General features: G+C 55.6%; 22 protein-coding genes. 3 read left to right on the top strand and 19 right to left on the bottom strand.

Going from position 1 to position 26,942, the window contains the following annotated elements:
• Positions 1-32: 32 nt before the first annotated feature.
• From AC01ZF_RS03595 to AC01ZF_RS03505, 19 genes are all read right to left on the bottom strand, one after another.
• Positions 33-1,238, bottom strand: coding sequence for a glycosyltransferase (locus AC01ZF_RS03595; RefSeq protein ID WP_476575120.1), 1,206 nt, complete (start codon positions 1,236-1,238; stop codon positions 33-35).
• Positions 1,235-2,590, bottom strand: coding sequence for an O-antigen ligase family protein (locus tag AC01ZF_RS03590; protein ID WP_476575119.1), 1,356 nt, complete (start codon positions 2,588-2,590; stop codon positions 1,235-1,237). Before AC01ZF_RS03590 ends, AC01ZF_RS03595 begins: the two co-directional genes overlap by 4 nt.
• 14 nt (positions 2,591-2,604) lie before the next feature.
• Positions 2,605-3,519 (bottom strand): glycosyltransferase family 2 protein, encoded by a 915-nt coding sequence (locus AC01ZF_RS03585; protein WP_428112607.1) that lies wholly within the window; start codon positions 3,517-3,519, stop codon positions 2,605-2,607.
• A gap of 4 nt (positions 3,520-3,523) precedes the next feature.
• A complete protein-coding gene (locus AC01ZF_RS03580) occupies positions 3,524-4,531 on the bottom strand; it encodes a GDP-L-fucose synthase family protein (RefSeq protein ID WP_428131902.1) in 1,008 nt (335 codons plus the stop codon).
• 77 nt (positions 4,532-4,608) lie between these two features.
• Positions 4,609-5,649: an NAD-dependent epimerase/dehydratase family protein gene (locus AC01ZF_RS03575; RefSeq protein ID WP_428112611.1), complete on the bottom strand. Its 1,041-nt coding sequence runs from the start codon at positions 5,647-5,649 to the stop codon at positions 4,609-4,611.
• A 57-nt stretch (positions 5,650-5,706) separates the two neighbouring features.
• Complete coding sequence (locus tag AC01ZF_RS03570) at positions 5,707-7,221, bottom strand: putative HlyD family type I secretion protein (RefSeq protein ID WP_428112613.1); 1,515 nt, start codon at positions 7,219-7,221, stop codon at positions 5,707-5,709.
• 3 nt (positions 7,222-7,224) lie between these two features.
• A complete protein-coding gene (locus AC01ZF_RS03565) occupies positions 7,225-8,634 on the bottom strand; it encodes a tyrosine-protein kinase domain-containing protein (protein WP_424676871.1) in 1,410 nt (469 codons plus the stop codon).
• 220 nt (positions 8,635-8,854) lie between these two features.
• Positions 8,855-10,141 (bottom strand): glycosyltransferase family 4 protein, encoded by a 1,287-nt coding sequence (locus AC01ZF_RS03560; protein ID WP_424676872.1) that lies wholly within the window; start codon positions 10,139-10,141, stop codon positions 8,855-8,857.
• A 4-nt stretch (positions 10,142-10,145) separates the two neighbouring features.
• Positions 10,146-11,126: a glycosyltransferase family 2 protein gene (locus AC01ZF_RS03555; protein ID WP_424676873.1), complete on the bottom strand. Its 981-nt coding sequence runs from the start codon at positions 11,124-11,126 to the stop codon at positions 10,146-10,148.
• Positions 11,127-11,129: 3 nt separating this feature from the next.
• Positions 11,130-11,825: an acyltransferase gene (locus AC01ZF_RS03550; protein ID WP_428112617.1), complete on the bottom strand. Its 696-nt coding sequence runs from the start codon at positions 11,823-11,825 to the stop codon at positions 11,130-11,132.
• 18 nt (positions 11,826-11,843) lie between these two features.
• Positions 11,844-12,620: a sulfotransferase domain-containing protein gene (locus AC01ZF_RS03545; protein WP_424676875.1), complete on the bottom strand. Its 777-nt coding sequence runs from the start codon at positions 12,618-12,620 to the stop codon at positions 11,844-11,846.
• Position 12,621: 1 nt separating this feature from the next.
• On the bottom strand, positions 12,622-14,331 hold the full coding sequence (locus AC01ZF_RS03540) for a bifunctional sulfate adenylyltransferase/adenylylsulfate kinase (protein WP_424676876.1): 1,710 nt from the start codon (positions 14,329-14,331) through the stop codon (positions 12,622-12,624).
• 18 nt (positions 14,332-14,349) lie between these two features.
• Positions 14,350-15,081, bottom strand: a complete 732-nt coding sequence (locus tag AC01ZF_RS03535) for a polysaccharide deacetylase family protein (RefSeq protein WP_424676877.1) — start codon at positions 15,079-15,081, stop codon at positions 14,350-14,352.
• An 11-nt stretch (positions 15,082-15,092) separates the two neighbouring features.
• Positions 15,093-15,992, bottom strand: coding sequence for a glycosyltransferase family 2 protein (locus AC01ZF_RS03530; RefSeq protein WP_428112620.1), 900 nt, complete (start codon positions 15,990-15,992; stop codon positions 15,093-15,095).
• Between the two features lie 89 nt (positions 15,993-16,081).
• Entirely contained in the window at positions 16,082-17,404 is a 1,323-nt protein-coding gene (locus tag AC01ZF_RS03525) for a nucleotide sugar dehydrogenase (protein WP_424676879.1), read from the bottom strand.
• Between the two features lie 44 nt (positions 17,405-17,448).
• Positions 17,449-19,206: a PQQ-dependent sugar dehydrogenase gene (locus tag AC01ZF_RS03520; protein WP_476575118.1), complete on the bottom strand. Its 1,758-nt coding sequence runs from the start codon at positions 19,204-19,206 to the stop codon at positions 17,449-17,451.
• 10 nt (positions 19,207-19,216) lie between these two features.
• Complete coding sequence (locus AC01ZF_RS03515; RefSeq protein WP_424676881.1) at positions 19,217-20,695, bottom strand: VanZ family protein; 1,479 nt, start codon at positions 20,693-20,695, stop codon at positions 19,217-19,219.
• Complete coding sequence (locus AC01ZF_RS03510) at positions 20,679-21,947, bottom strand: ABC transporter ATP-binding protein (RefSeq protein ID WP_424676882.1); 1,269 nt, start codon at positions 21,945-21,947, stop codon at positions 20,679-20,681. The genes AC01ZF_RS03515 and AC01ZF_RS03510 overlap by 17 nt, the downstream gene beginning before the upstream one ends.
• A gap of 3 nt (positions 21,948-21,950) precedes the next feature.
• On the bottom strand, positions 21,951-22,835 hold the full coding sequence (locus AC01ZF_RS03505) for an ABC transporter permease (protein ID WP_424676883.1): 885 nt from the start codon (positions 22,833-22,835) through the stop codon (positions 21,951-21,953).
• 287 nt (positions 22,836-23,122) lie between these two features.
• Between AC01ZF_RS03505 and AC01ZF_RS03500 the strand changes: the two genes are divergently transcribed.
• The 3 genes from AC01ZF_RS03500 to AC01ZF_RS03490 all read left to right on the top strand — a co-directional run bounded on the left by AC01ZF_RS03500 (position 23,123) and on the right by AC01ZF_RS03490 (position 26,939).
• Positions 23,123-25,435, top strand: coding sequence for a xanthine dehydrogenase family protein molybdopterin-binding subunit (locus AC01ZF_RS03500; protein WP_424676884.1), 2,313 nt, complete (start codon positions 23,123-23,125; stop codon positions 25,433-25,435).
• A gap of 125 nt (positions 25,436-25,560) precedes the next feature.
• Positions 25,561-26,805, top strand: coding sequence for a molybdopterin molybdotransferase MoeA (locus AC01ZF_RS03495; RefSeq protein WP_424676885.1), 1,245 nt, complete (start codon positions 25,561-25,563; stop codon positions 26,803-26,805).
• Complete coding sequence (locus tag AC01ZF_RS03490) at positions 26,802-26,939, top strand: hypothetical protein (RefSeq protein ID WP_424676886.1); 138 nt, start codon at positions 26,802-26,804, stop codon at positions 26,937-26,939. Before AC01ZF_RS03495 ends, AC01ZF_RS03490 begins: the two co-directional genes overlap by 4 nt.
• Positions 26,940-26,942: the final 3 nt, after the last annotated feature.

The following is a 26,942-nucleotide window of genomic DNA, read 5'->3' as shown; positions in this document are numbered from 1 at the left end:
CGCTGATAGCGCAGAAGTTGCTCTTGATGTTTCTACCAAAACATCGTGCATTTATCAACAGATAAGATTGAACGCTGATAGCGCAGAAGTTGCTCTTGATACCGCCGTCGATACTCGGGAATAAACTTGCGTCGGAGCGCGGGCGGCAAGCGCTGCACCAATGCCGACGGTGTCTGCTCTTGGATGAATTGCACCAGATTCGACCGCGGACGCCACCACAGTAGATAGATGAGATAATTACGCCATGCTTTCAGCCATTCCTGCCGAGCAGCGACACGCACCATCTGGAGATAGCGTGGATCGGCTAACAAGTGCTCAATGTCATCGGTCCGGCGTTGTTCAATCTGCACATGCCCGGCAGCAATATCAGCACGTAACGCTTCGATCTGCGGCGGATGTTGCCCCTGAAAGCGAGTCAGCCAGTTGCACGTCCCGTATTGATCCATAATGTGTAAGCCGTTGGTCAGATTCACCTCGCCGAGCAGATCGAGATTCTTTTGCAAACGGCCACGTTCGCGTTCCCACGGCTGATTTTGGTAGTAGGCCCCCTTACGCGAAAATTGATGAGGAAAAACCATGTAGTAGTGGTACATCCACACCCCGAATGAATCGGCGACATACATTCGCCGCCGGGTGATATTACGCCCCCGTTCATCGACAATAGTCGGCGGACGGTGTGAATCGTAGCGATAACCCGGTCGCCAGCGCAACACGCGCCGATAGCGTCCCCACGGTTCCCCCTGATATTGACGATGCCAGAAGAGACCACCCTCGGCGCAATAATCGAACCCACCCCAGAAATGGTAGGCCCGAAAACTCAGGCAGGTCGTTTCGGGATGTTGTTGCAAAAATGCGATCACACGCGCGATGTCAGACGGATGGTAAAACTCGTCAACATCGATCTGCCACAACCAATCACCGGTAGCCCGGTCGGCGTAGGCACGACTTTGTTCGTCCTTCTCACCCGGCCAAAACCCGTTGGGATGACCACACATCTCAGCGGTCACGATGATCAGCTTATCGTCTGGGTCTTCTTCGGCTTTGAAGCGGTAGAGTGCTGCCAACGTACCATCGAGCGAATGACCATCAGGCGTAGCCGCATGCGCTGCACGTGGGCTAGCCCCCTCGGCCACGATAATCTGGTGCGCAAACGGGTAAATAGATCGCAGGTTGTAGCGCAAAAATGGCTCGCCGTTGAGCACGATCATACCAAAGGTGATACGTGGTTCGTGGCTCATGCTCGCACCTCCGCCGGTAACGTGCGTGGCCGTACCCGCGCCGGTAGCGGCAACGGGGCATGGGCTGGTACCGTGACAACGCCCGTACTCAACGCCCACACCGCCCACAACGACCAGTGTAGATGGGCCGTCACCATCGTATTCCCCGACGCTTGACCATGCACCAAGGCGAAGACAAAGATGGCAAAAAAGGTAATACGCCAAACTCCGCGATCATCGGTGGGGATCTGTACCCAAATCGCTGGCAAGCGTCGCAACGCCCAGATCAGATAGCCGATGAGAAACGTCATCCCCACCAATCCTTGATCGGCCAGCGTACCGATGAAAATATTGTGCGACCAGAGCTTGTATTCAAATCCCCAACCCCATACCGGTGACGCAAAGAAGTAGTTCAGACCGATCTGCCACAATCCACCGCGGTCCTCGAAGATGTTGAACGATTCTTCAAGACCACTCTCCCCTTCTCGCACCACCAGATGAGGCGCTACCTGATAAATCATTATAACCACGAGCACAATAATCGCAATGGAAAATGGCACACGCCACGATTTCTTACCGGTACGGGTCAGCGACCAACCAAAGATGAGCGCTGCTGCCACACCTGAGCCACTCAACGACTGGCGGGCACCGGTCAGAAATACGCCATAAATGCACCATAGTGCCAGTGCTAAAGTGGGTATGAGCGACCACCACCGACGCGCTTGCAAGAAGAGGGCGAGACCTAGAATGAAGGCAATACTCAGATGATGTGAAAAGTAATTGTACTCGCGGATCCCAAGATTACGATACGGCAGCGACGACAAACCGGGATCGCCGAGCAGATAATCGAGCGGTACATTGATAAACCGCAATGCCGCATACAAACCGTAGGCACTTGTCAACAGATAGGTAATGGCAAACCGTCGCGCTGCGGCCGCATCACGGATCGCGATCAGTGCTACCACTGCGCCCACAATGATATAAAGCAACACCGGGCGCACAATCGACATTTTGTCCGGCAGTTTAAACTGAAACAGTACCAAGAGCGCCCATCCCCACCAAAACACCATCCACGGTACGATCCAGCGATCAACTGCCGGAAAGATTTGGGCGGTCGTCGCATCTAGCCGCTGTGGCAGCAACGACCATGGCCGCACGACGTGCAAATAGCGAATCAGGGCCACCACTATCGTTGCCAACAACGGCCACGTTGCCGCACTCGGCCCCACAAAGATCGTGCGCGTCCACAGCGAAAACGAAAGATAGATCGCCAACGGAATCTCCGGTCGTCCGCGCCAAACCGCGTACAAACATACGAGACCGAGTAACGCAAGCTCAAGTGGATTAAGAATGATGGACCCGGTCACAATCATCGTTAGCCGTCTTCCTAGCATTCAAAGCCAAAATGCCGATACAGACGCTGTCGCAGGCTCGCGTGCTTTTGCCAGAGCCACCAGAGGATGCGTAGGCGGGCATAATCGTGTGGAGCAAGGGATTGACCATAACGTCGCCGCAACAGTGCATGCTCACGCTGCCAAACCGCCTGGAGAGTGGCGGTCTTTGCTTCCTCGTGGAGGCGAAAATCGCCCAGAGGTGGCCCCGGTATGCGGCGGCTCGGTCCGGCAATGCTCAGTCGGATGAAGAGATCGCGATCCATACAGAAGCGTAGACTGCGGTCCACCCCACCTACGTGTTCATACACGCTACGTCGCCAAAAACATCCCTGCTGCGGCCAGCGATGCACACCGAGTTGCGCAGTGAGCTTCCCGTTAGGTGGCAAGGCAAAGATCCGTGCCGTCACCCGCCCATCGGCATCGATGAAATTGACATCGCCGCTGGCGAAAGCCAGCCCCGGACGTTTGGCAAAAAAACGTCCTACCCGTTGCAACGCTCCCGGCTGCAGACGGTCATCGGAATTGATCCACGCCAGAATCTCGCCGGTAGCGCGGGCAAACCCATCGGCAAGTGCCGCCGACTGCCCACCATCGCGCTGCGATTGCCAGTAACTCAACCACGGTGCGTAGCGTTCAATGATCGCGACACTCCCGTCACGACTCCCGCCGTCCATCACGATGTATTCAAGGTTTGGGTAGCCCTGCAACAACACCGACCGGATCGCCTCTTCGAGGTACTGGGCTTGCTGGTACGAGGGCGTTACAATGGTAATCCGGGGCCACGGGCGGCCATCGTCCAACAAGGCTGGCGCCGGTGGCGTTGCGATTGTCCACGGCCAACCTTGTCGGTCAGGTGGTGGTGGCGGCAAATCGGTAATTGTCGGTATTGTCCAGGTTACAGTTAGCATAGGTTTAGAGTACCTCACCAACGGCACGCATCGCAACCATTGCCTCGCGATGCGTCCGGTACCAATCAATCGTTGCCCGCAATCCTTCGGTAAAGGGTGTCGTGGATCGGAAGCCAAACCGTTCCCATGCCCGTGACACATCGAGCTTGCGACGCGGTTGACCGTTGGGCTTAGTCGTATCCCAGACAATCTGGCCGCGAAAACCGGTTAATTCAGCGATCAGGGTGACCAAATCACGAATACTGATCTCATCACTACTCCCGATGTTGACCGGATCGGGATCGTTGTACCGTTCCGTCGCCAACAAAATGCCTTCCGCGGCATCAGCGGCGTAGATAAACTCGCGCGTCGGTGAACCATCGCCCCAAACCACGATGTGATCATCACCACGCTCTGCTGCCTCGATACACTTCCGAATCAGAGCCGGAATGACGTGCGATGTTTCGAGATCAAAGTTATCGCGCGGCCCGTAAAGGTTGACCGGCAGCAAGAAGATGGAATTAAAGCCGTACTGTTGCCGATACGCCTCTCCCTGCACGAGCAGCATTTTTTTGGCCAAGCCATACGGTGCATTTGTCTCTTCGGGGTAGCCGTTCCAGAGATCATCTTCCTTAAACGGCACCGGTGTATACTTCGGATAGGCGCACACCGTACCGATCGTCACAAACTTACCGACCCCAAACTTCCAGCTCTCGTGGAGTAACTGCACACCCATCATGAGATTGTCGTAGAAAAACTCCGCCGGGTGATCGCGATTGGCGCCGATCCCGCCCACGCGGGCCGCCATATGGATCACAATATCGGGACGGGAATCGGCCAACAATTGGCGAATCGCATCAACGTGCCGCAAATCGTAGTCGCGTGACCGGGGTACAAAGACATCACGCGCACCACGTGCGTTCAACTTCTCGACCACATACGAGCCGAGAAAACCGGCACCACCGGTGACAACGACGCGCTTATCGTGCCAAAATTGATGACTATCGGGCCAGCGCTGTGTGTTGAGCTGCATACGATCCTCGCTGGATAAACTCATATTTTGTTGGAATGCGTGAATGATGAGGAATGTTTCTCCATAAGGGAGCGTCACTACTGGACGATAAACTGCGCATTGCGATACTGGCTATCGAGTGCATCTTTAATCACACCATTGGTGAGGACACCCGCTACTTCGCGGATCCCCTCTTCAACGCTGATCTGTGGGACAAAACCGAGCCGCTCACGGATTTTGGCAAACGATACGCGAATATCGCGCATATCACCGCCAAACGTCAGATCTTTGTACTCGATAACTGTCCCCGGCACATGCCGTTGCACCAATGCTACGATCTCGTCTTTGGTATAGTTACCTGTATCACCACCCACATTAAAGATTTCGCGATTTACCGTTGACAACGGCGCGTTCAAGCCCAACAGAATCGCATTACAGACATCACGCACATGCACGAATGAACGGGCATACCCGCGCTGATAGATAATCAGTTTGCGTTTGGTCATCGCCTCAAGTACAAATTGATTGACGATGAGATCGAAGCGAGTGCGAGGTGAAATACCGAACAAGGTAGCAAATCGGAATAGGATCGGGGTTGTCGTGGCGCCACCGGTATCGTTACGCAGATACTGCTCGGCAGCGATCTTGGTTTCGGCGTATAGTGACTGCGGATTAAGCGGCGAATCCTCAGTCACCGGTTCACCGTTAGGTGACAGGCCATAGTTACTGTACGTTGACGCAAAGACAAACCGTTCCACTTGCGCATCATCGGCCACAGCGAATACCCGCTTAGTCCCCTCGAAGTTGTAGCGCCACGCCACTTGTGGTCCCACCATCTGACACGCCGGAAAACCAACGATAGCGGCGAGATGAATAACGGCATCGAAACGCGCCGGCGGTAAATCCCCTACCGCGATTCCATCGGCGCCGGCTCGTAACGTTGCCGGATCGCAAATATCACCCTTGGCGAAGCGAAAACGAGGATGATACCAATAGCCGAGTAATGATGAACCGCCAAACAAGAGATCGTCGACCACGGTCACCGACCACCCGTGCTGCAACAACACGCCGGTCAGCAGCGATCCGATATAGCCGGCTCCTCCGGTAATGAGCACATGGGGCGTAGGTGTAGTTGTCATTCTTCCAACCTCCTCTAGTGGTGTGCTAACTACGCATTGATACCTGACGCACCCAAACTACGGTCTTGCGGCAAAGGTCACTTGCGCATTCATATTCCACCGCAGACGCGGATCCCAGCTATCGGGAACAATGTGGACGGTATACGTCGTACCGATTCCGGTCTCTTGACCAACCGGTTCGATATAACTAACCCTTCCACTCAACCGAACATCAGGCAGTGCGATAAAGCTAATGGTCACCGGATCGTTCTCTTGGACCAGACTGATGTGTAGCTCACTCAGATTGGCCACGACAATCTGCCACCGATCGAGGGTTGCCAACGTAATCACACGCTGGCTAGCATCAACCGTCTGACCCGGTTGGGCGTAGACCCCCACCACGGTTCCGTCGATTGGAGCACGAATTTGGTAACGTTCACGGTTGAGTTCTGCTTTGCGCAGCTCAATTTCGGCCCGCTCAATCCGTGCTTGCGCGATGGCAATTTGCGCACTGGTGGGGTTAGCAGTCAGACGAGCCAAATCAGCCTCGGCCTTGCGTAGCTCAGCCTCATACACAGCTACCTCGTTGGGATGGTTGATCGTAAACTGAGCCAGTTTCGCCTCGGCTTGCAAGATGCGCTTTTCCGCCGCCGCGATCTGATCGGGCGTTACCGGACGCAACGCCTCGGCCAAGAGCGCTTCCGATTGCTGCACTTCAGCCTGATACGCAGCGATTTCGCTGAACTCATTCTGGCGCACGGTTTCCAGTGCTACGCGAGCCTCTTGCAACCGATGCTCAGCATTTTCCACGGCCCGCAACAGTCGAGTCTCGTTGTCGATCTGGGCCTGCGTTAACTGACCACCGCTGGCGATGATCTGTTCGTTCGCCCACTTCGTGCGCGAGTAGTCATCTTGGGCGTTACGCAACTCATTTGCCAAGCGCTCGATCTGCGATTCAAGTTGCGTCTTTTCACCGGCGAGTGTATTGATCCGAGTTTGCAACCGCGCACGCGCCTCGGCCACAGCAGCTTCGAGGCGAGCCTTATCTTCCGGTGTAATACCCTTTTTGAGCCGTTCGAGCACTGCTTTCGCTTCACGCAGCTCGGCCTGTACTGCGGCAATATCGCTCTGGGTCACATTCGTGCGACTATCGGCCAAACGTGCGCGCGCTCGATCAATCTCCGCCTTGGCCTGCTCGATTTGTTCGGGCGTTGCCCCACTAATCAACTGCTCGTAATTGGCCTGCGCCTCAGCTAACATCACTCGTGCCTCAGCTATCGTCAAGTCGAGTGTGCGCACATCGAGACTCGCCATCACATCACCGGCCCGTACCCGATCACCGAGTTGCACAACCACCTCTGCCACCGAACCCGGGTTTACGAAGCTGAGATCAAGCACCGTCATCGGCTGAACCCGACCGGAAGCCATCAGCGTCCCGTTTACAATCACCGGTGCAGCAGTGGGTGTCGGTGCTACCGCTGCTTCAGCAGGAACAGATGTTGCAGACGACTCAGGCTCAGAGATCACCGGCTGACTGCAACTGGTCAGTATGGCAGTACCTAGTGCAATCACGAGAAACCAAATTCGCGACATAGATCAATCTCCTGTGTCGCCCGCTATTTCGCTGCGGTTCGCAATGGTCGCCGATTTGATCAATGGCGAAGAGCTGAAGCCGGTAAACTGCAACCGTCGGCGACGTTTGACAACACCATTCAGCACCACGCCAAGACACGCGATTTCGGTCTGGCGCAGGAGATCAAGCATATGGCGTAGCTCTTCTTCAGTCGTCTGCTTGACTCGCACTACTGCCAGCGTGGTATCGACGGCACGCAACAGAAGGGCGGTATCGGCAAATGTGAGTAGAGGCGCACTATCGATCAACACCACATCGGCGTGTTGCCGTAGGGCTGCCAGCACCTTTTCTAACTGTGGCCCGCCCAGCAACTGAGCCGGCAAACCACTGGCATTCCCTACCGTCAATACATACAAATTTGGTTGCTCGGTCACGCGCAAGAATGGCTCGATTGCCTGCACCGGTGTGCTCAGGAGGTTGGATAATCCACCTTGATGTGGGACGTTGAAGATGGTATGCAGGATGGGATGGCGCAAATGCGCATCAACCAGCACCACCCGTCGCCCGGTTTGCGCTAGTGCGACGGCCAGATTAGCCGCGGTCACGCTCCGTCCTTCACCAGGTGACGGGCTGATCACGGCAATCACCTGGGGGCGTTCGTCGCCAGGGATTGCATCAAGGTGCAGTCGCATCATACGATACGCCTCGGCATCGAGCGAGGCTGGATCGCGGAGCGTGACGAGTTGTGCCGCCGGCGTAGCGCCGTTCAGCTTACCAACAACGACTAACGGACGGCCACCACCCCGGCGCGTAAAATCACCTTCATCGCGGATACGGGTATTGAAGTAGTCGTATAAAAATCCGATCCCAATTGCCAGCACAACCGCAATAAAGATACTAAGCACAATATTGCGAGTATAATCAGGACTCACCGGATTACGCTTGGCATGAGCCGGGTCAACGATAATCAAGCTCGAGGCTTGGGCATACGGGTTATCGAGCAAATCGCGTTCGAGGGCTTGAAACGAAGCCACGATGGCATCGGCCAATCGCACGGCCCGTTGACGGTCGGTATCTTGCACCGTTAGTAAAAATAGCTCGGTCTTACCAACATCAGACGTACTCGTGCGGGCAGCGAGTTGAGCTACCGTCACGCCATCAACCATCGAAGCAGCTCGTTCGAGTACCGGTCGGACGAGTAACAGTTCGCGTACCGTTAGCGCGTAGCGCTCACGAGCACGCAGATCATCGAACGTGGGCGACGGACGGGCAAAAATACCCTGATCCTGATTGACCATCAGCATGGTCGAAGCAGCATAGAGACGTGGTTGAGTTTGCGAGTAGGCGTAGCCAATGCCACCGCCGATTACCGCGAACAATGCAATCAACCACACCCAACGCCAAACAAACAGGAGATACAATCGTAGTTCCAAGGGACCCTCCACACAAAATGGGTCATCGAGCCATGCCAGCTACCGAAAACGAGCAGTCTGGCAATGTGAACGGAGTGATGAAGATATGAAACCCGACCGCTTTGGTGTTGACACACTGTACTATGTTAGTTGTAACGGGTTCATCTGACAGTGTAATGTCATTGAACAACATCAGCAATGACAAAACGTTCAACTATGCGATTGCTGAAGGGGAGCCAGATCATCCCGCCCGTACTGTAGCATTGGCGGTAGTCGTAATTTGTTGATAGAGGTCGAGATAGCGTTGCGCCTGTATTTCTTGCCGATACTCAGCAAGGGCAATTTCTCGACAGCGACGTCCCAACCATAAGCGCTCATCATCGTTGTGGAGCGCACGCCGAATGGCCTCACGCAACCCGTCGACATCACCGACCGGCGCCAACCAACCGGTTTGATCGGGGCGCACCAATTCGCTAATCCCACCGGTATCAAAACCGACGACCGGCGTGCCACAGGCCAGTGCTTCGAGCACCGTGCTCGGCATATTGTCTTGCAACGACGGAATAACAAAAAGATCAGCAGCGCTATAAGCTAAGGCGAGCCGGGTATCTTCATCAACCGTACCGAGAGGATGATGCGCGATGGGTATATTCAAGGTAGGCGGATGTTTGCCGATCGAGACCAGCAATAAGTCGGGTTCATCATACAGACCGGCCAATGCCGCTGCTAATTGGGCAAATCCTTTCCGACGATTATTGACCGAAACTGCGACAAACAGGACGATCTTTGCTTGCTGGGGTAAGCCAAGTACTGCCCGCGCATAGGCCCGATCATACGGTGCAAAGACGGTGGTATCAAGACCGTTGGGAATGACATGTACCGGTAAATGCCCGAACAGCGAGCTACGGTGTACTTCGGCAGCCATCCAACGGTTGAGTGCAACGATGTGGAGATGACCGGGTGGTACGGCAGCGAGGGCAGCCCGTTTGCGTAACCAAATCCGGTGGGAAAGATCGTGATCATCGCGCGAACCGAGCTGCGGACATGCCCCACAGGTTGCCGTGTAGCGTCCACAGCCTTCATCGTAATGGCAACCGCCGGTAAAGGGCTGCTGGTCGGAAAGCCGCCACACGACCGGCACTCGTTGCGGTACGGTCCGAAAGAAGCTGCCGTAATCGAGCAAACCGGCAACCCAATGTAAAGTGACCACATCGCAAGCCGGCAATGCTCTTGGTAATTCGTACCCATACCGACTGCGATCATCGCTGAACGGTTCGAGGCCGGGCGGGCGGGTTGTGAGGTACGGTTGCATATCGCGTCGGATCCGCCAACCACGCCAACGTCGTTGCCACGTACCGATGAAACCGGGTTTCGACACCAACGCCTGCACCGTCGGATCATCACTCCACCGATGGGCAACCACCATTCGTGAAGCACACCCCAACTGCAATAAGCCCTGATGGAGCCGATACGCTGCCCGTGCCGCACCACCGCTGATGTCGTTCGTACTAACGTGAACTACACGCATACGTTCACCGTGTTTCGAGCCGACGCTGGGCAAATTGCCCAATTGTCGGCAGCGAGTAGATAATCTCAGGAATCACTCGTCGGTAGTAAGCAGGAATGAACGGCAAGGCAAAACCGGCTTTTAACCAATCGAGATATGCCTCACGGTCACGGTAGAGATGACGCCACCGCCCATAGTAGGTTGTCCAGATCACGCGAATAATAGCATTCCGGCAGCGACGCCACTCCTGCGGATGTTGACGGGCATACGCGCGCAGCGCCGGATGCTGATCGAGGAAGGCGAGGAATTGGCGCGATGCACGGGCCAAGCTTGCGATACTGACCGATTTACCAAAGCTGGTATCGTAGATACGATGGCGAAAAATAGCCTCGTGACAATAGACGATACTACGCTCGATGCTCAAAGCAACGAGCAATGCGTTATCAATGCCATTCCCGCCATCGAAATCGGGATAACCACCAACCATCCGTATCTCGGACGTGCGGGCTACATTGGTGGTGAAACTAACAAACTTATGCTCGTTGCGCCCCCACCGCTCAATCCAATCCGGGCCACTCATCAACGGCGGCGGCAACGGACGGTCGGCGGTCGATCCGATCACCTGATTGTGCTCATCGATAACCTCCACCCGCGAGATGGCTACGGCTGCGGAGGGATTCGCTACCAATGCTGCAACCATCGTCGAGACATAACCCGGCGCCAACTCATCATCATCACTCAACAAGATGAAATACTCACCGCTTGCGGCTGCTATCAATTGGTTGAAATGCATTACAATCGGTACCGGAGCTGGGTTTTGGCGAAAAATAAAGGGACGCGGATAGTTGGCCTGGACTATTTCCCATACGGCATTGCCGTTACAACCGTTGTCGGAGACAATGAGTTCAATCGCCGGATAGTCTTGTGCAGCCACCGAGCGGATCGCCTGCGCCACATACGTGAGTCGTTTGTAGACCGGAATCGCAACTGTTACCGTCGCTACCATATGTCACCTCATTGTGATAGGGTTAATATCGAGTGCTGTACGTTCACGCACAATCCGCGCCGGTGCTCCTACGGCAATCACCCCGGCAGGTAAACTTTTTGTTACAACACTCCCGGCCCCTACTACCGTCCCGGAACCGATTGTCACACCGGATAACACCACCACACCGTACCCTAGCCAGACATCATCTTCTAGTACAATCGGCCCTTTGCTCGTCAGCGGTTGCATACCGATCGACTGACCGGGCGCCGTGCCGTGATCGTAGGGATAGAAGGCACATTGTGGTGCAATCTGGCATCCACGTCCGATTACAATGGGTTCAACATAGGCCGACAATTGGCAACGTGGTTGAAGACCCGTGCGCTCACCGATCACCACACTCCCGCCGCGTCCGCATTCGATGATCGTATCGCGATGCAGCTCGACGTAATCGGCCAGTTCAATCGGTCCACCGTCTTGCCGCTGATAAATCAACACTTCATCGCCGATAAACACATGGCGACCGCGCCGGATTCTGCGCCCATTCAGTTGTGCCGACGGTGCGATGTAACCTTGCGGATAACGATGGGCCAGTCCCACGCGCGCTTTGTAGGGCGCATACGGTAAGGCAGCCAACCATGTCGCCACTTTACCCAACCGGTGTGGACCGGCATAGCGCATCCATAGTGATGTCCACAAACGAACCACGTGCTGGCGCATAAAACGGTACTCCTTAGCCTAGGTTGTGGGGTAACCGGCGGCAACCATGCCGGCACGATGGTATTGCCAGAACAGTTCTTCATCGTCTGGCGAAAACAAATTACGCCAATCGCCTGAACCGCCTTTGCGCACAAAAAACGGCGTATCAGCTCCCTGAGCTGCCTGCTCTTTAGCGCGCATCCGATCAAACGACGCGGCCGCAACCGCAGCCGCAATCTGTTCATCGCTCGCCTGCATGTGGCAAAACTCAAGGATCCGCCGTACTTGGGTGACAATGTCGGCATAGAGGTCTTCATATTTGACCAACAACAGCTCGCAATCACTGTTCAGCCACCCTAAGACATGATCTGACCAACGACCCCAGTAGAAATCGCCGGTGATGACCTCACGTAGGGTGATCGGTTTACCGGAGCGTTTGTTCCGCCAATGGTAGAACGATGTCATTGCATCACGCCCATCACGCACAATGTAGATAGCCCGTCGAAAGATCGGGCGATATTGAAGGTGCGTCTTCACAAAGCGCGGTCGCATCTGATTAAACGGTGTGGTCGGATCGGCCATATAGACCAGATCACCTTTGATATGGCTATCGGGTACATAACGACCAAACCCCTGAAGGCCCAATTCTTCGCCGGCCAACAAATTCGCCAGCAAAAAGCGCACCCATGTGTTCCCCGACTTCGGAAACGAGGCGAGATAGTAGAAATCGGGATGCGGAGTAAAACCGAGATCGGCATATGGGCCTCTGATCCACTGACGCAGAGTACGACGCGCACGACGGAAGACGTTTACCATACTAACCCTCCAGAAAACCCTTCTCTTCGAGATAGCGAATGATCCTGCGTGCATTCTCTTCGGGCGTCACATCGGTTGTCGTCAACACCAACTCAGGATTAACCGGCGGCTCATACGGGTCATCGATGCCGGTAAATCCTCGCAGCTCACCACGCCGGGCTTTGGCGTAGAGACCTTTCACATCACGTTGCTCACATACTTCAAGTGGTGTATCGACAAATACTTCAATAAACTGGTCACTCCCGATCATGGCCCGGCACTCGTTCCGCGCGGCGCGGTAGGGGCTGACGGCTGCGCAGATAACGGCCCCGCCCGCTTTGACCACTGCACTGGCAACAAAGCCGATCCGGAGGATGTTGGTATCACGATCCTCACGCGAAAACCCTAAACCCTTCGAGAGATGTGTCCGTACCACATCACCATCGAGTATTGTTGGCGTGCGACCGCGCTCGAGTAACAGAATATTGAGAATGGCAGCAATCGTGGACTTCCCCGCACCGCTCAGACCGGTGAACCAAACACAAAACCCTTGGCGGTGACGCGGTGGATACATCTGACGTAGAATCTCGGCAGTCTCAGGGCGGGTAAACCATTCGGGTAAGAGACGGCCTTTCGCCAGATACTCATCACGCACCTGCGTTCCAGAAATGGTGGCAACTTCAGCCCCCGGCGGCATCTCATCGATCGGCACATACCGACCTTCGCGCTTGAGATAGACCAACTCGGTAAAGGGGATCATCTTCACGCCGATTTCCCCGGCATAGCGTGCTAGCAACGCTTGCGCATCATACGGACCGTAAAACGGTCTACCCATACTATCGTTACCAGGGCCGGCATGGTCACGGCCAACAATAAAGTGGTTCGCTCCGTAATTACGACGGATGATGGCATGCCACACCGCTTCACGCGGGCCGGCCATTCGCATCGCCAAGGGTAAGAGACTGAGCAGGGTACGCGACGGGTCGTAGTATTTTTCAACTAACAATCGGTAACTGCGAACACGGGTAAAGTGATCGATATCGCCGGGTTTGGTCATCCCAACCACCGGATGGATGAGCAGGCTCCCATCAATCTGCGCCGCTGCCCGTTTGGTCAGCTCTTCGTGGATGCGGTGCATCGGGTTGCGCGTTTGAAACGCCACCACATTCGACCGCCCCATCGCCGTCAGTAATCGGCGTACCTCAGCCGGCGTCCGCCGCAGATCGACAAAATCGTAGTAGCGCGGCAGATTAAAGACGTGCAACCGCCCGGCAGCGTAAAACTTCCCCCAGCGCGCCATCTCGGCTACCAATGGATGGCGGGGATCGTTCGTGCCGAGGACGGCCAGCGCCTCACGCTCGGCGTCCCACGAAAAAATCTCGCTCACTTCCATAATGGCGAGCGGATTGTTATGCACATCGCGCAGCACGATTCGGTCGCTGCCAAACGAACTCTGTTCGACCGGCAGCGTCACCGGGATAGGCCACAGCGTACCGTCGGCCAGCCGCATCTCTTCCAGCACACGTTCGTAATCGGCCTGCCCCATAAACCCGGTCAGCGGTGAAAAACCACCGGTTGCCAGCAGTTCTAAATCACACAGACTACGCATCGAAATCTGGATCGATGGCAAGCGTGAGACCATCGCTAACCATGCGGGCCGCTCTTCAGCCGGCACCACCAAATTGACCAGACGACCGCCATACGGCGGGATCAGGAGTGTATCTTCAGCCATCGTGGTATTCCTAAATCCTTACAACGCCGGACGGAACCATGGCCCTCGCACGGGGCGTCCGGCACGGATGAGTTCGGGGACAGTCACAAAACGGTACGTCTTACCCCATTGAGCGAGGAACGTTGCCAGCGCTTCGATCAATGGTGTCCGATCGGCTGCCGCCGGATCACGCGGCTGCGCCAGCCGGTCGTGGAGCAGGATAATGCTGCCCGGACGAAGCTGTCGGTTTAGTCGCTCGACCAACTGAACCGGCGATTGCGTCACCCAATCTTCGATGTGGAATGTCCAACCGACAACTTCATACCCTAGCAGCAACGCATCGAGTCGCGAGCCATACGATTGACCACCGTAAGGCGGGCGAAAAAGGCGGGTTCCATATGGTGCAATTGCCCGCTGTGCAGACCACAATTCTCGCCAACGTTGGTAGCGCGGCGTCTGTGGCATACGCACGTGATGAAAGGTGTGGTTACCAATTACGTGACCGGCAGCAGCAATCTGCGCTACCAGATCACGCTGCTCAGCCGCGTGCCGACCCAACACAAAGAAGGTAGCACGCGCGTGATAGTGGGCCAACACGTCGAGAATCTGTGGTGTGTAACGGGGATGTGGCCCATCATCAAAGGTCAATGCCACTAGGGGAGTAGGCGTCTCTATCCGGATAAGTGTGCCAAGCCACCGCCGGCCCAATGGCGCCAACCAACGCCCAAGAAGTGAGGAACGAGCACGACCACCTTGCTGCGATGAAATCATCTGTCCCGATCCTAGATTGCTAAGGGTGGGTAACGGTATTGCAGACTACCTTGCAGTAATCCGATCAACCACGCATTCACCCGCAACCATTCCGCCAACTGTTCGCGCTGGCGAATCCGTATCGCTCGGCCTAAATGGCGGAACCAGCGCCTGGTATATGCCAACCAGAGTTGGAACGACCGCCGTTGCGCGAGTTGTTCACCGCTATAGCGACGAGCTAACGCCACATTGGCAATCGCCCGCTCGCGCGTTTGGCGCAACATTCCGCGTAAAGTGTCGCGGTACCGAACGTAGACTAGCGCCTCAGGAACGAAGGTCAATGGAACGTTACCCTGCAACTGAATCCGGAAACAATAATCGGTATCCATCAAACGGAGCAGCGTCTCATCAAAACCACCAACCAGTTCGTGCAGCGACCGCTCGACGGCTAAGCCACACCCGCCGGCATGCGGCAAATACGGCGGATAATTCACCCGCTGTAACCCGTCGGCTTGCGGATTACGCCGCGTCCGGCTCAGCCAGGAATGGCGATTGAGCCGCTCGATATCAAAGCGCGAGGCGACAAACGGGTGGCGGTCGAGAGCATTGCCGATTGCCGCCACCCAACTCGGCGCCACCACATCATCAGCATCAACGAAGGCTAAGGCAGTACCACGCGCGTGGCGGGCGCCTTCATTCCGGGCAAAGGCACCACCACGTCGTGCGCTTGCATCAATAATGCGTAGGTGCGGCAACCGGTTGAGAAAGGCGGCGGCAACCCGTCGCGAATCATCGCGCGAACCGTTGTCGGCCACAATCACTTCCCATGGCCGATCCCACGTCTGATCGGCCAACGCGGTGAGCTGTTCACCCAGGGTTGCCGCAGCGTTGTAACATGGGATAACGATACTGAGTCGCACCTCACGTTGCACAGCTTATGCTCCTTACTGCTCGCCTCTTACGCACTTACGTTATGCCAAAGCCGGGTGAATGGCTGATGATTGCAGGTGTTACTAACAGGCTACAATACTGTAATCTTCTCGCGCAGTGGGCCTTGCAGATGACGAGTTGCGTTGCGAGTGTCAACGATTGCCGGAGCTAATGTCGCAATCCGTTCGTAGTCGAATGCACTATGGTTGGTAATAATCACGGCGCAATCGCACGAACGCAGCAGGTCATCCGTAAGCGAAACGGTCTGCATCCGGCGACCGTCGTGCAGTTCAAACTCAGTAATGTGGGGATCACAGGGGATTACCGTCGCGCCATCGGCAGTTAACAGATCGTACACCTTAAACGCGGGTGATTCGCGATAATCATCAACATCGGGCTTGTAGGCAATACCTAGCAAGATAATAGTGCTGCCGTTCAGCGGCTTACGCGCCCGATTAAGGGTGCGTACCACCAAATCATGGACGTGGCGCGGCATTTGGGTGTTGATTTCACCGGCCAACTCGATAAACCGAGTGGTTAAATCAAAGGACCGTGCCTTCCACGTGAGATAGAACGGATCGATAGGGATACAATGCCCACCAAGACCAGGGCCGGGTGTAAACTTCATAAAGCCGTAAGGCTTCGTAGCTGCCGCCTCGATCACTTCCCAGACGTTGATCCCCATCCGGTCACAGAGAAGAGCCAACTCGTTGACTAAGGCAATATTGACTGCCCGAAAGATGTTCTCGAACAACTTAGTCAACTCGGCCACATCTGGCGAGCTGACCGGCACCACTCGGTTGGTGATATAGCCGTAGAAGGCCCCGGCTAGTTCGGTACATTGGGGGGTAATCCCACCTACAACTTTAGGAGTGTTTTCAACACTATACCCTTTGCTACTCGTCTGCCCGGGATCGATCCGTTCGGGAGAAAAGGCCAGAAAGACCTGTTCACCGACACGCAACCCATTCCGCTCGATCCGAGGCTTGATCAGTTCACGGGTCGTACCGGGGTAGGTCGTACTCTCGAGAATCACCAACTGACCGGGGCGAATACTGGCGGCGACATCATCGCTTGCCGCTTTCACGTAGCGCATGTCGGGTTCGCGGGTCGCATTGAGTGGCGTCGGTACACAGATCACGAGAATATCACACACACTCATGCGTCGCATATCCGTGGTTGCCTCGATCCGTCCTGCCTCGCGCAGTGCGGCCAACGCCACGCTCGACACATCACCGATATAGCTCTCACCGCGATTAACCTGCTCCACTCGCGTCGGGCTTACATCGAATCCAAGTACCCGAAAGCCAACCCGACCGGCACGCTCGGCCAGCGGCAAGCCCACGTAACCCAAACCAATGACACCAACACAGACCGACCGATCGTGGATGCGGTTCATCAATGTGTGAAACATAGTTTGTCAGCTCCGAATTGAGTAAGTTCTCTCAATAGCAGGTATTATAGGCGAGAGTATCGTCGCCGCCAAAGCCACATTCCACTCCCGACAACGACCATGCCGACCACCAAACCGGCGCCAAACGCCAGCCATGCCAACCGTGACCGCAACACCGTCGTGAGCCGTGTCATCCAGTTAGTCTGAGTAGGACGGGCCAGCAGGTAATCGGCCACAATCGCCGCTTCGGATGGAGGTACGCCAAGGTTTGGCATTTGCGAGCCACGGTTATCCCACCGCGGTTCCACGATTTGGTTAATAATCCACTGACGGACTGCTGCTTCACCGGACAGTTCACGAACTGCGGCCCGTGCTGCACGCGTGGAAAGCCATGGCTCTTCATTAAGTTGATCGAGTTCGTCTAACAGTTGTCGGTATTGCGGATTACTCAACCGGGCCTGAATGTTGGCGATGAGTAATTCACGACTTAGCGGCGGTCCAGCTGATCCACCAAATCCGCCTTCCCCGTTGATCTGATGGCAACCTAAACAACCACGTTCGAAGATGATCTGACGAGGATCATCTACTTGCGTGGGTCGGTATGGGTAGCTATTGGTGGAATCGGGCACGATCTTGTAAATCGAGGTCTGACCGGCTTGGTTAGCGTAGATCGGAGCAAAATAGAGACCATCAGGCCCGATAGCGACAGCTACGACCATTTGCTCTTGCTGACCACGGTATCGTAAGAAGTAGTCGGGCACAGCCATCACCCGACGTTTATCCATATCGTACCAAATACGTACAATACCCGGCATTTTGCCGCGTCGTACCGATCCGGCCATACCAAGGAAGAACTTGCCGGCATTCTCCTCGCCCAACAAGTGGTTATCGGGGGGTAGATACTGTAACGTTGTCGGCGCCAAACTCGGCACCCATACATATGCCGTTCGCAGATGGATACTACTCTCTTGGCCGTTCCAGCCATAATCTTCACCACGTTGCACCTCAACAAAGCGATCAGTACCAACTCCGTTATCACCGACAAATACACGGTCATTCACCACCCTCAGCGCATACGGGTTGCGAAAACCGCTCGCCCATACATAATTGCGGGCCTTGGTAATATCATCATCGATGTAAAAGGGATTTTCAGGCAACGGCTTACCGTCGAGGCTCATGCGGTAAATCTTGCCGACCATCTGATCAGGATCACGAGCCAAATACGGTTGCCACCCATCCCCAATCCCGACAAAGAGCTGATTACCAACGACTTGACAGGTACCAATCTGATGAGCTAAACCCGATTCGTAGTTGGCAAACGCATCGGTAAAGGCAATAAAACCATCCGGCGTCAGGCCAAAGGTACCGGGTTTAGTCTGGTAGCGTATAATGTTGTTGCGCATCCGCCCATTGGCATCGTTATACAGAAACGTAACGAACACATAGCCATGCACAGGATCGAGACATAATCCCCCCATACCACCTTGGCCCTGTCCGGAAGGCAATTCTTCAGTTGGTTGAAAATGGAAGACGTTCTCGGCGAAGGTATACACACTGCGATCATTGGTCACGACTTTGACTGTTCCACGCAGTTCTGTCACAAAATAGAGCGGATCTTTCGGATCGGGACCAGGTTGCGGAACAAAAGCAATCGCACTAGGGAACGCATAGCCAGTCGTATCTTCAACAATCGTAAATCCTTCTGCCACCGCCCAATCGCTACGCCAGTCAAATGTTGGCGCTTGAGCCAGAACCAATCCACTCAATGAGCTACCGATGATGATTAAGCAGACGAGTAGAACAACACGCCACCCAAATGCCATAAGATACCCTCTAGAGGTATAAGCTACAGAACCAACGGATTACGGTACTGCTCACCAACACCGTGATACCACTCCAGCAAACCATCACGATACTCAAGGGTTGGGCTACTGCCAGCCACAGTACACCACCGATGATCAGTGGCCCGACAATGGCCGGTAGCCACACCCACCAACGACGATAACGCCATGGCAAACCGGCCAACGCCAATGGCACACTCAAAACGGCAGCTAAGGCAATGCTCCAACCACCGATCTGGTGCGACTGCACCGGTAATAGACGGTTCACCAGTACTTCTCCCGGCCCGAAGGCATACCACTGACGGTGGGGTTGCCCATCGACAAACAAACGCGCGATGACGCCGTCGTAACTAAATACCACGACCTGTGGTTGCGTATCGTGAAACACATCGGCAAACCGTAACGGTGGTCGATCATCGACCGGACGGGTAAATGGTAAGCGCATCCGAACCAGTAGATCAGGCCCTGACTGGATCAGACTGATGTTATGGGAATCAATTTGCCAACCATAATTAATCATCAATCCTTCGGCAGGACGTGCCGGGTCTCGTGGGGCGAGCCGGGCTACTACGGTGAACGCACGAGATCGGGCGACTGCCGCTGCCACACCGGTCAGCGGTTCGTCACTCATGAGCCAACATTGGTAGCCCACACCCACTCCCTCTGTGGTAAAGGTCAGTTTGCCTTTCGCAACAAGAGGACGCACCAAAGGCCCAACCTGTGCTGGCGGATAGTGGGTAAAATCGTAAGCAAGGAGCGGGGCACGGGCAAAAGCGTTGTCCGGCGTCAGCGTCGCTTGGGCATCGGCATGATCAAAGGCGCGGTCGTACAAGGCGACAAACCTGACATACCCCGGCCAAAAGCGACGGCCATCGCTCGCCGCCCCGATCTGAAACGTGTAGCGCTCTGACCAATTGACCGGTAACGTCGCCCGTTGCCAATGGATCTGTACCCAGCCGGCACTGACCAGCCAGACCACCATTCCACCGACCACAACCCCCGCTGGCACACGTTGAACGATCGATAATCCGGCCCGAATGATCCGATCAACCACCGGTATCACCAAGGGAGCTAGTACCCATCCACCCAACGCCGCGCCGCTGGCATTCGCCAACACATCAAGCAGCGCAGCAGTACGACCGGGAATGAGTAATTGCGCGCACTCAATACCGAATGCCACCACAGCGGCTACAATAAACACCCCACCAATCTGACCGCGTCGCCCCATCCCGAATCCGGCCAATAACCAAGACAACGCCACCCCTAGTGGCACAAACAGGATGACGTTTTGCAGCATATCCACACCATGGCTTAACCCAAACACCAAAACATGCCAGGGCTGGATCGGCCATGGATCAGAAAAATCGAAGGGATATAATGTCAGGCTGAGGATTCCGACCAGCACGAGTAGCAACAGCGCTACCCCGTACCGCACCAAGCGAGGATCACGAGCATCACACCAATGGCTCATAGGTTGTCGTCCACGGAAGGATGGGCCGCACGACACCCGACAAACTACCGGCCCAGTCTCCTCTAGCCGTATCACCATCGAGGCTGTCGATCACCTGAAACGCGACGGCATCACGTTCGGCAAACTGCTTGATCGGCGGTTCAAGCGTCGTTAGTGCAGCCTCCACATAAAACGAACCTTCGGCCAGAAAATTACCGGGAATGATCACCTGTGCGCGATACCGACCAGAAGGACGGGGCCGTCGTCGCCATGTCGGATCAAGGTCAAGACTGGTAAATACCGCCACGTTATCATCGTTGTAGAGACGGATGTGTGGCATCAGGATATATCCATCGCACACAACTACAAACTCAAGCTCAATCGTCACCGGAGTACGAATATCGATGGTATCGGCAACATCACCATCGCTATCGCGCACCCGCACTGCTTGCAAATACGCGACCTCACCACCTGGTGCCGTCTTCCGATCTGACCAGACTCGCTCGGCTATTGAATGAGCACCTTTCCCAAGGTATACACTGACCACCTGCTGAGCCGACCCATCGGCAATCACCTTCCCCTGATTGAGCAAGATAGCACGCTGGCACATGCGCAAAATTGACTGCATGCTATGCGAAACGAAGAGCACGGTACGACCTTGCTGACCAACATCTTGCATCTTGTTGAGACACTTCTTTTGGAAGCGGGCATCACCGACGGCCAACACCTCATCGACGATCAGGATTTCGGGTTCCAGGTGAGCAGCGACGGCAAACGCCAAACGCACATACATCCCGGATGAATAAAACTTCACCGGCGTATCGATAAACTTCTCGACTTCGGCGAAGTGGACAATCGCATCGAAGTTGCGATCGATCTCGCGCTTGCGCATACCGAGAATGGCCCCATTGAGATAAATATTTTCACGCCCGGTCAATTCGGGATGAAAACCGGTCCCCACCTCGAGCAACGAGGCCACGCGCCCGTACAACTCAGCCCGCCCGCGCGTCGGCTCGGTGATCCGCGAGAGGACCTTGAGCAACGTACTCTTACCGGCGCCATTCCGCCCAATAATCCCAACCACTTCGCCTTGGTGAATATCGAATGACACCCCATCGAGCGCCCACAGCTCGGTAGTAGCAGAGGCCCCACCTCGCCCGCGCAATCGCTCAACAATGGCATCACGGAGCGTGATATAGCCTGCACTGCGTTGTTTGATCGCACCGATCCGGTACTGTTTTGCTAAATCACGGGCACGGATTGCGTATTGCATAGGCTAGATAATATCGGCAAACTTGCGTTCAACAGCCTGAAAATAGATCAAACCGGAAAAGAAGATCATGACCGCCATCGTAACCGAGACCAGCATTAACAAACTCGGCGGTTGCGTACCGATCAACGCCCAACGGAACCCTTCCACTACCCCAACCATTGGGTTAAGTGCGTAGACTACTTGCCAATACCCTTCGATGAGGTTGCTTGGATAGACCACCGGCGTAGCAAAAAGCCAAAGCTGAATGAGAAACGGCGTAGCATGGCGCACATCTCGATAGCGAGCATTAATTGCTGAAAGCCAAAACCCCACGCCAAGCGCCGTGATCATCGCCAAGACGAGGAAGAGTGGCAAGAGGAACGCAGCCGGTGTTGGTAGCCACCGATACCAGATCATCAACGCGAGTAAGATCAGGAACGACAAACCAAAATCCACAACGCCGGCCAAGACACTGGCAGTTGGAATGGCCAGTCGCGGGAAATAGACCTTCCGCACGATACTGGCACTGCCAACAAGACTGTTTGCCGCTTGACCAACGGTATTTGCAAAAAACTGCCACGGCAATAGCCCGGCCAGATTGAACAGTGGGTAGGGAATGCCGTTTGTATTCACACCGGCCAACCGTCCAAAGATAATCGTAAACACGACAAGTTGGAGCACCGGTTGAATAATTGCCCAACTTGCCCCTAAGAGAGTCTGTTTGTAGCGGACTTTGACATCGCGCCACACCAGAAAGAAGAGTAACTCGCGATATGCCCACAGATCACGCCAATTGAGTTGCCACCAACCCTTGCGTGGTTCAATAATCGTTGGCACGTGAGTATATTCAGTTGATAATGATGTGTGATTGGTCAATGATGTTGTGGTAGGCGGTTCTAATGTTGCCATATGAAGCTTGTTTCCTCACTGTGCGTGCCAGAATACAGAGCTTAACGATGCGAGTAGGCAACCATAGAGCAGATATCGATCACATCGATCAGCAGAATCCACGAGAGGAGATGTCGTACCTCTTACTGTAGCATAGTCGGTTTTTACCCTTGCTGCAATTACAAATTCGTCAATTAGGTAAACATGGTACAGCTTACTCCCTGCCATACACTGGGTTGTAAATCTGGTATCATACCCATAGCACCACAGGGGTTGATTGCTAACAAAACAGAAAGGTGACACTCGCTATGGCTTATGCAGCCCTGATTGGCGCAGAAGTGAAACGCCGTGAAGATCCGCGTCTCATCCGGGGTCAGGGCACGTATGTGAGCGATTTGCGTCTACCGGGGATGTTATACGTTGCCATTGCCCGTAGTCCGTATGCCCACGCCCGGATTGTCGCCATCGACAAAGCTGCCGTGCTGGCAATGCCTGATGTCGTAGCTGTCTATACCGGTACCGACCTGCTCGATTGTTGCCAGCCATTGCCGTTGGCCAGCTCAGGCGAAGGCGGCGGCGGGCCGCAGCGCTACACGGGCCGCACTCGCTATGTGCTCGCCGTCGAGCGGGTGCGTCACGCCGGTGAAGCGGTCGCCGCAGTGATCGCCCGGACGCCAGAAGCCGCGCTCGATGCAGCGCTCGCCCTGCCCATCGAATGGGAGCCACTACCGGCAGTGGTCGATCCGCTCGCCGCAATTGCACCTGACGCCCCGATCATCTTCGATGGTCTGCCCGACAATATCGACCACCGTCGTCGCCGGCAAAAGGGTGATGTCGAGACCGCCTTCGCCACTGCTCATCGGGTTATCCGCCAACGAATGGTCAATCAACGCCTGCTCGGCTTCCCGATGGAAGGACGCGCAGTGGTTGCTGCACCCGATCCCGCTAACGATGGTGTGACGGTATGGACGAGTACGCAGACCCCGCACCAGGTGCGTGGTGAGATCGCCAAAGTGGTCGGCCTTGACGAGAATCGAGTGCGTGTGATTGCGCCTGATGTCGGCGGTGGCTTCGGGGTTAAGATCGGTATCTACCCCGAAGAGGCACTCCTTGCCGCGCTTGCCCGTCAGCTCAACGTACCATTGCGTTGGGTCGAACACCGCCTCGAACACGTACAGGCGACGACTCATGGGCGCGGGCAGGTGTGTGATGTCGAGGCTGCCGTTACCGCCGATGGCGAAGTGACTGCACTGCGTATGCAGATCGTAGCCGATCTCGGCGCTTATCCTCTCGCCCCCGGTCTACCCGATCTGACCACTGCTATGGCTATTGGCGTCTACAAAATCCCTACCGTCGATCTGGAAGCAATTTGTGTTTATACCAACACCACACCGGTCGCTGCCTACCGTGGTGCGGGTCGGCCCGAAGCCGCTTATTACATCGAACGGCTCATGGATCTGGTCGCCGCCGAACTCGGTTTAGACCCGGCAGAAGTGCGCCGGCGCAATTTTATTCCGCCCGACGCCTTCCCCTACAAGACGCCGACCGGCCTGACGTATGATAGCGGCGAGTATGATCGCGCCTTGACTAAAGCCTTGACACTATCGCGATACGAACAGTTACGCGCCGAACAAGCTGCCCGCCGTGCTACCGGTGATCGAATGTTGCTTGGTATCGGGATCGCGTGCTACGTCGAAATGTGTGGGTTTGGCCCCTACGAAAGCGCCCAGATCAGAGTTGAACCAAGCGGTACGGTGACGGTGACAACCGGCATTTCGCCGCATGGTCAAGGGACGGCCACAACATTCGCTCAGATTGTTGCCGACCAGATCGGGGCTGACTTTGAGCGGATTGTGATTAAGCACAGCGATACCGCGATCACACCGATGGGTATCGGGACGATGGGTTCACGTTCGCTAGCCGTCGGTGGTGCAGCACTCGTGCGGGCAGCGACAAAGGTGCGTGAGAAAGCGCGCCAGATTGCGGCAGCGATGCTCGAAGCTAGTGTGGCCGATATTGAACTGCACGAGGGTCGCTATCGGGTACGCGGCGTGCCCGACCGTGCCCTGACCTTAACCGAGATTGCCCGTCGCGCCTACAGTAACAAACTCCCGCCAGATCTCGATCCCGGTCTGGAAGCAGTCGATTATTTCCGGCCACCCGACTTGATCTATCCCTTTGGCGCCCACGTTGCAGTAGTTGAGGTTGATCGCGAGACCGGCCACGTTCGTATTCGCGAGTACTATTCGGTCGATGATTGTGGACCTCGCATTAGCCCGTTGATCGTCACCGGTCAGGTGCATGGTGGGTTAGCACAAGGTATTGCTCAAGCACTCCTCGAAGAGGTCGTGTACGACGCAAACGGCCAATTACTCAGTGGTACGCTGATGGATTACGCCTTACCGCGCGCCGACTTCTTCCCGCCCTTCACGGTTGACAAGACCGAGACGCCGACTCCGCTCAACCCGCTTGGCGTCAAGGGTATCGGTGAAGCGGCGACCATTGGTTCAACACCGGCCATTGCAAACGCGGTGATCGACGCACTCGCACCGTTTGGCGTGCGCCATCTTGACATTCCGCTCCGCTCAGAAAAGATCTGGCGAGCAATCCACGGCCGCTAACACTATGCCGATACCTGCACATCAGCGAAACCTCGCACTGATGTGTAGGCTATCACTACATGGCCGAGTTACCATCGAATGTACCGGTGAGTCAACGTGTCGCGCATAACCAAAGGAGAAAGCCAATGTCTGTGCTCATTCGTGAGTCACCATACCCGATGGTTAGCATCGCTGATGCTACGGCGATGATTATGGAACGCGCCCAACCGCTTGGTAGTGAAGAGATCGATGCTCTCAGCGCGCTAGGCCGAGTATTGGCAAATGATATTACCGCACCAGAAGACATTCCCGATGTGCCAAAATCGGCAATGGACGGCTATGCCCTCCGTGCCGGCGATGGCCTGGCCCCACGCCACGTCGTGGGTGAATTGACCGCCGGTGGACTGTCAACTGTAACACTTGGTCCCGGTGAAGCAACCCGGATTATGACCGGCGCACCGATGCCACCCGGTGCCGATGCTATGATTCCGGTGGAAATGACCGAAGAACGTGATGGCATGCTCTACATTCAGCACGAACTAAAACCCGGCGATTACGTGCATATGGTTGGACAAGATGTTGCACGTGGTCAGACGGTGCTTACCGCCGGCACAACTATCGGCGCGCCCGAAATTGGCATCCTCGCCACCCTCGGTATCACTCGCATCACCGCTTATCGTCGCCCGCGCGTTGCCGTCCTCGCCACCGGTGATGAGGTAGTCGAACCGAGTAAGTCGCGTCCCGGTGGTGCCGTGCGTGATAGCAACCGGTATGCACTCATGGCTGCGGTGCGTGAAGCCGGTTGTGAACCGATTTCACTCGGCATTGCCCGCGATGATGTCGAGGTGCAACGGCAGGCGATCTTACGTGGCCTCGCTCAGGCCGATGTCCTAATTACCAGCGGCGGCGTGAGTATGGGAACCCGCGACTTGATCAAACCCCTGCTCGCCGAACTCGGTACCGTTCACTTTGGCCGCATCGCCTTCAAGCCGGGTAAACCAACGACGTTTGCGACCGTCGAAGGTAAACTGGTCTTTGGCCTGCCCGGATTTCCGGTCTCATCGTTAGTATCGTTTGAAGTGTTCGTGCGACCGGCTCTGCGTGCGTTGCAAGGTGATGCACGACCGTTCCGCCCACAGGTTACCGTCACCCTGGGCCAACCGGTACGACCTTCACCTGACCGACCCGAATACCAGCGCATCGTTGTTTCGTACCAAGAAGGAAAGCTGGTCGCCGTCACAACCGGAAGCCAAAACAGTTCGCGTCTACTCTCACTGCGCGGCGCTAACGGTCTACTCCTTGTCCCGGCGGGAGACACCATCTATCCGGCAGGGAGCACCTTGCCCGCCCTGCTGACCGGCCCGTTGATCGGAGAAGGAACTGCATCGTGACGTTGCCATCCGCTACCTTACTTGACATCGTGCAACAAACACCCGAACCATGGCCCGGCCCGTTGACGTATATCGGTCTGGCGCTGCTCCTCGTTGCAGCGCTCATGACCATCTACAACCGGCGCCATAAGTGATTA

The sequence above is a fragment of the Chloroflexus sp. genome, assembly GCF_056331925.1.
Note: the sequence above shows the minus strand (reverse complement) of the source record. Positions and strands in the feature narration are given on the sequence as shown.

What these genes read in the sequence shown, in the direction of transcription:
- AC01ZF_RS03555 (WP_424676873.1), bottom strand. Translation starts at nt 11,126, where the DNA reads ATGGTAGCGACGGTAACAGTTGCGATTCCGGTCTACAAACGACTCACG.
- AC01ZF_RS03500 (WP_424676884.1), top strand. Translation starts at nt 23,123, where the DNA reads ATGGCTTATGCAGCCCTGATTGGCGCAGAAGTGAAACGCCGTGAAGAT.
- AC01ZF_RS03505 (WP_424676883.1), bottom strand. Translation starts at nt 22,835, where the DNA reads ATGGCAACATTAGAACCGCCTACCACAACATCATTGACCAATCACACA.
- AC01ZF_RS03570 (WP_428112613.1), bottom strand. Translation starts at nt 7,221, where the DNA reads ATGTCGCGAATTTGGTTTCTCGTGATTGCACTAGGTACTGCCATACTG.
- AC01ZF_RS03560 (WP_424676872.1), bottom strand. Translation starts at nt 10,141, where the DNA reads ATGCGTGTAGTTCACGTTAGTACGAACGACATCAGCGGTGGTGCGGCA.
- AC01ZF_RS03520 (WP_476575118.1), bottom strand. Translation starts at nt 19,206, where the DNA reads ATGGCATTTGGGTGGCGTGTTGTTCTACTCGTCTGCTTAATCATCATC.
- AC01ZF_RS03595 (WP_476575120.1), bottom strand. Translation starts at nt 1,238, where the DNA reads ATGAGCCACGAACCACGTATCACCTTTGGTATGATCGTGCTCAACGGC.
- AC01ZF_RS03540 (WP_424676876.1), bottom strand. Translation starts at nt 14,331, where the DNA reads ATGGCTGAAGATACACTCCTGATCCCGCCGTATGGCGGTCGTCTGGTC.
- AC01ZF_RS03545 (WP_424676875.1), bottom strand. Translation starts at nt 12,620, where the DNA reads ATGGTAAACGTCTTCCGTCGTGCGCGTCGTACTCTGCGTCAGTGGATC.
- AC01ZF_RS03585 (WP_428112607.1), bottom strand. Translation starts at nt 3,519, where the DNA reads ATGCTAACTGTAACCTGGACAATACCGACAATTACCGATTTGCCGCCA.
- AC01ZF_RS03525 (WP_424676879.1), bottom strand. Translation starts at nt 17,404, where the DNA reads ATGTTTCACACATTGATGAACCGCATCCACGATCGGTCGGTCTGTGTT.
- AC01ZF_RS03510 (WP_424676882.1), bottom strand. Translation starts at nt 21,947, where the DNA reads ATGCAATACGCAATCCGTGCCCGTGATTTAGCAAAACAGTACCGGATC.
- AC01ZF_RS03590 (WP_476575119.1), bottom strand. Translation starts at nt 2,590, where the DNA reads ATGATTGTGACCGGGTCCATCATTCTTAATCCACTTGAGCTTGCGTTA.
- AC01ZF_RS03550 (WP_428112617.1), bottom strand. Translation starts at nt 11,825, where the DNA reads ATGCGCCAGCACGTGGTTCGTTTGTGGACATCACTATGGATGCGCTAT.
- AC01ZF_RS03580 (WP_428131902.1), bottom strand. Translation starts at nt 4,531, where the DNA reads ATGCAGCTCAACACACAGCGCTGGCCCGATAGTCATCAATTTTGGCAC.
- AC01ZF_RS03515 (WP_424676881.1), bottom strand. Translation starts at nt 20,695, where the DNA reads ATGAGCCATTGGTGTGATGCTCGTGATCCTCGCTTGGTGCGGTACGGG.
- AC01ZF_RS03535 (WP_424676877.1), bottom strand. Translation starts at nt 15,081, where the DNA reads ATGATTTCATCGCAGCAAGGTGGTCGTGCTCGTTCCTCACTTCTTGGG.
- AC01ZF_RS03575 (WP_428112611.1), bottom strand. Translation starts at nt 5,649, where the DNA reads ATGACAACTACACCTACGCCCCATGTGCTCATTACCGGAGGAGCCGGC.
- AC01ZF_RS03495 (WP_424676885.1), top strand. Translation starts at nt 25,561, where the DNA reads ATGTCTGTGCTCATTCGTGAGTCACCATACCCGATGGTTAGCATCGCT.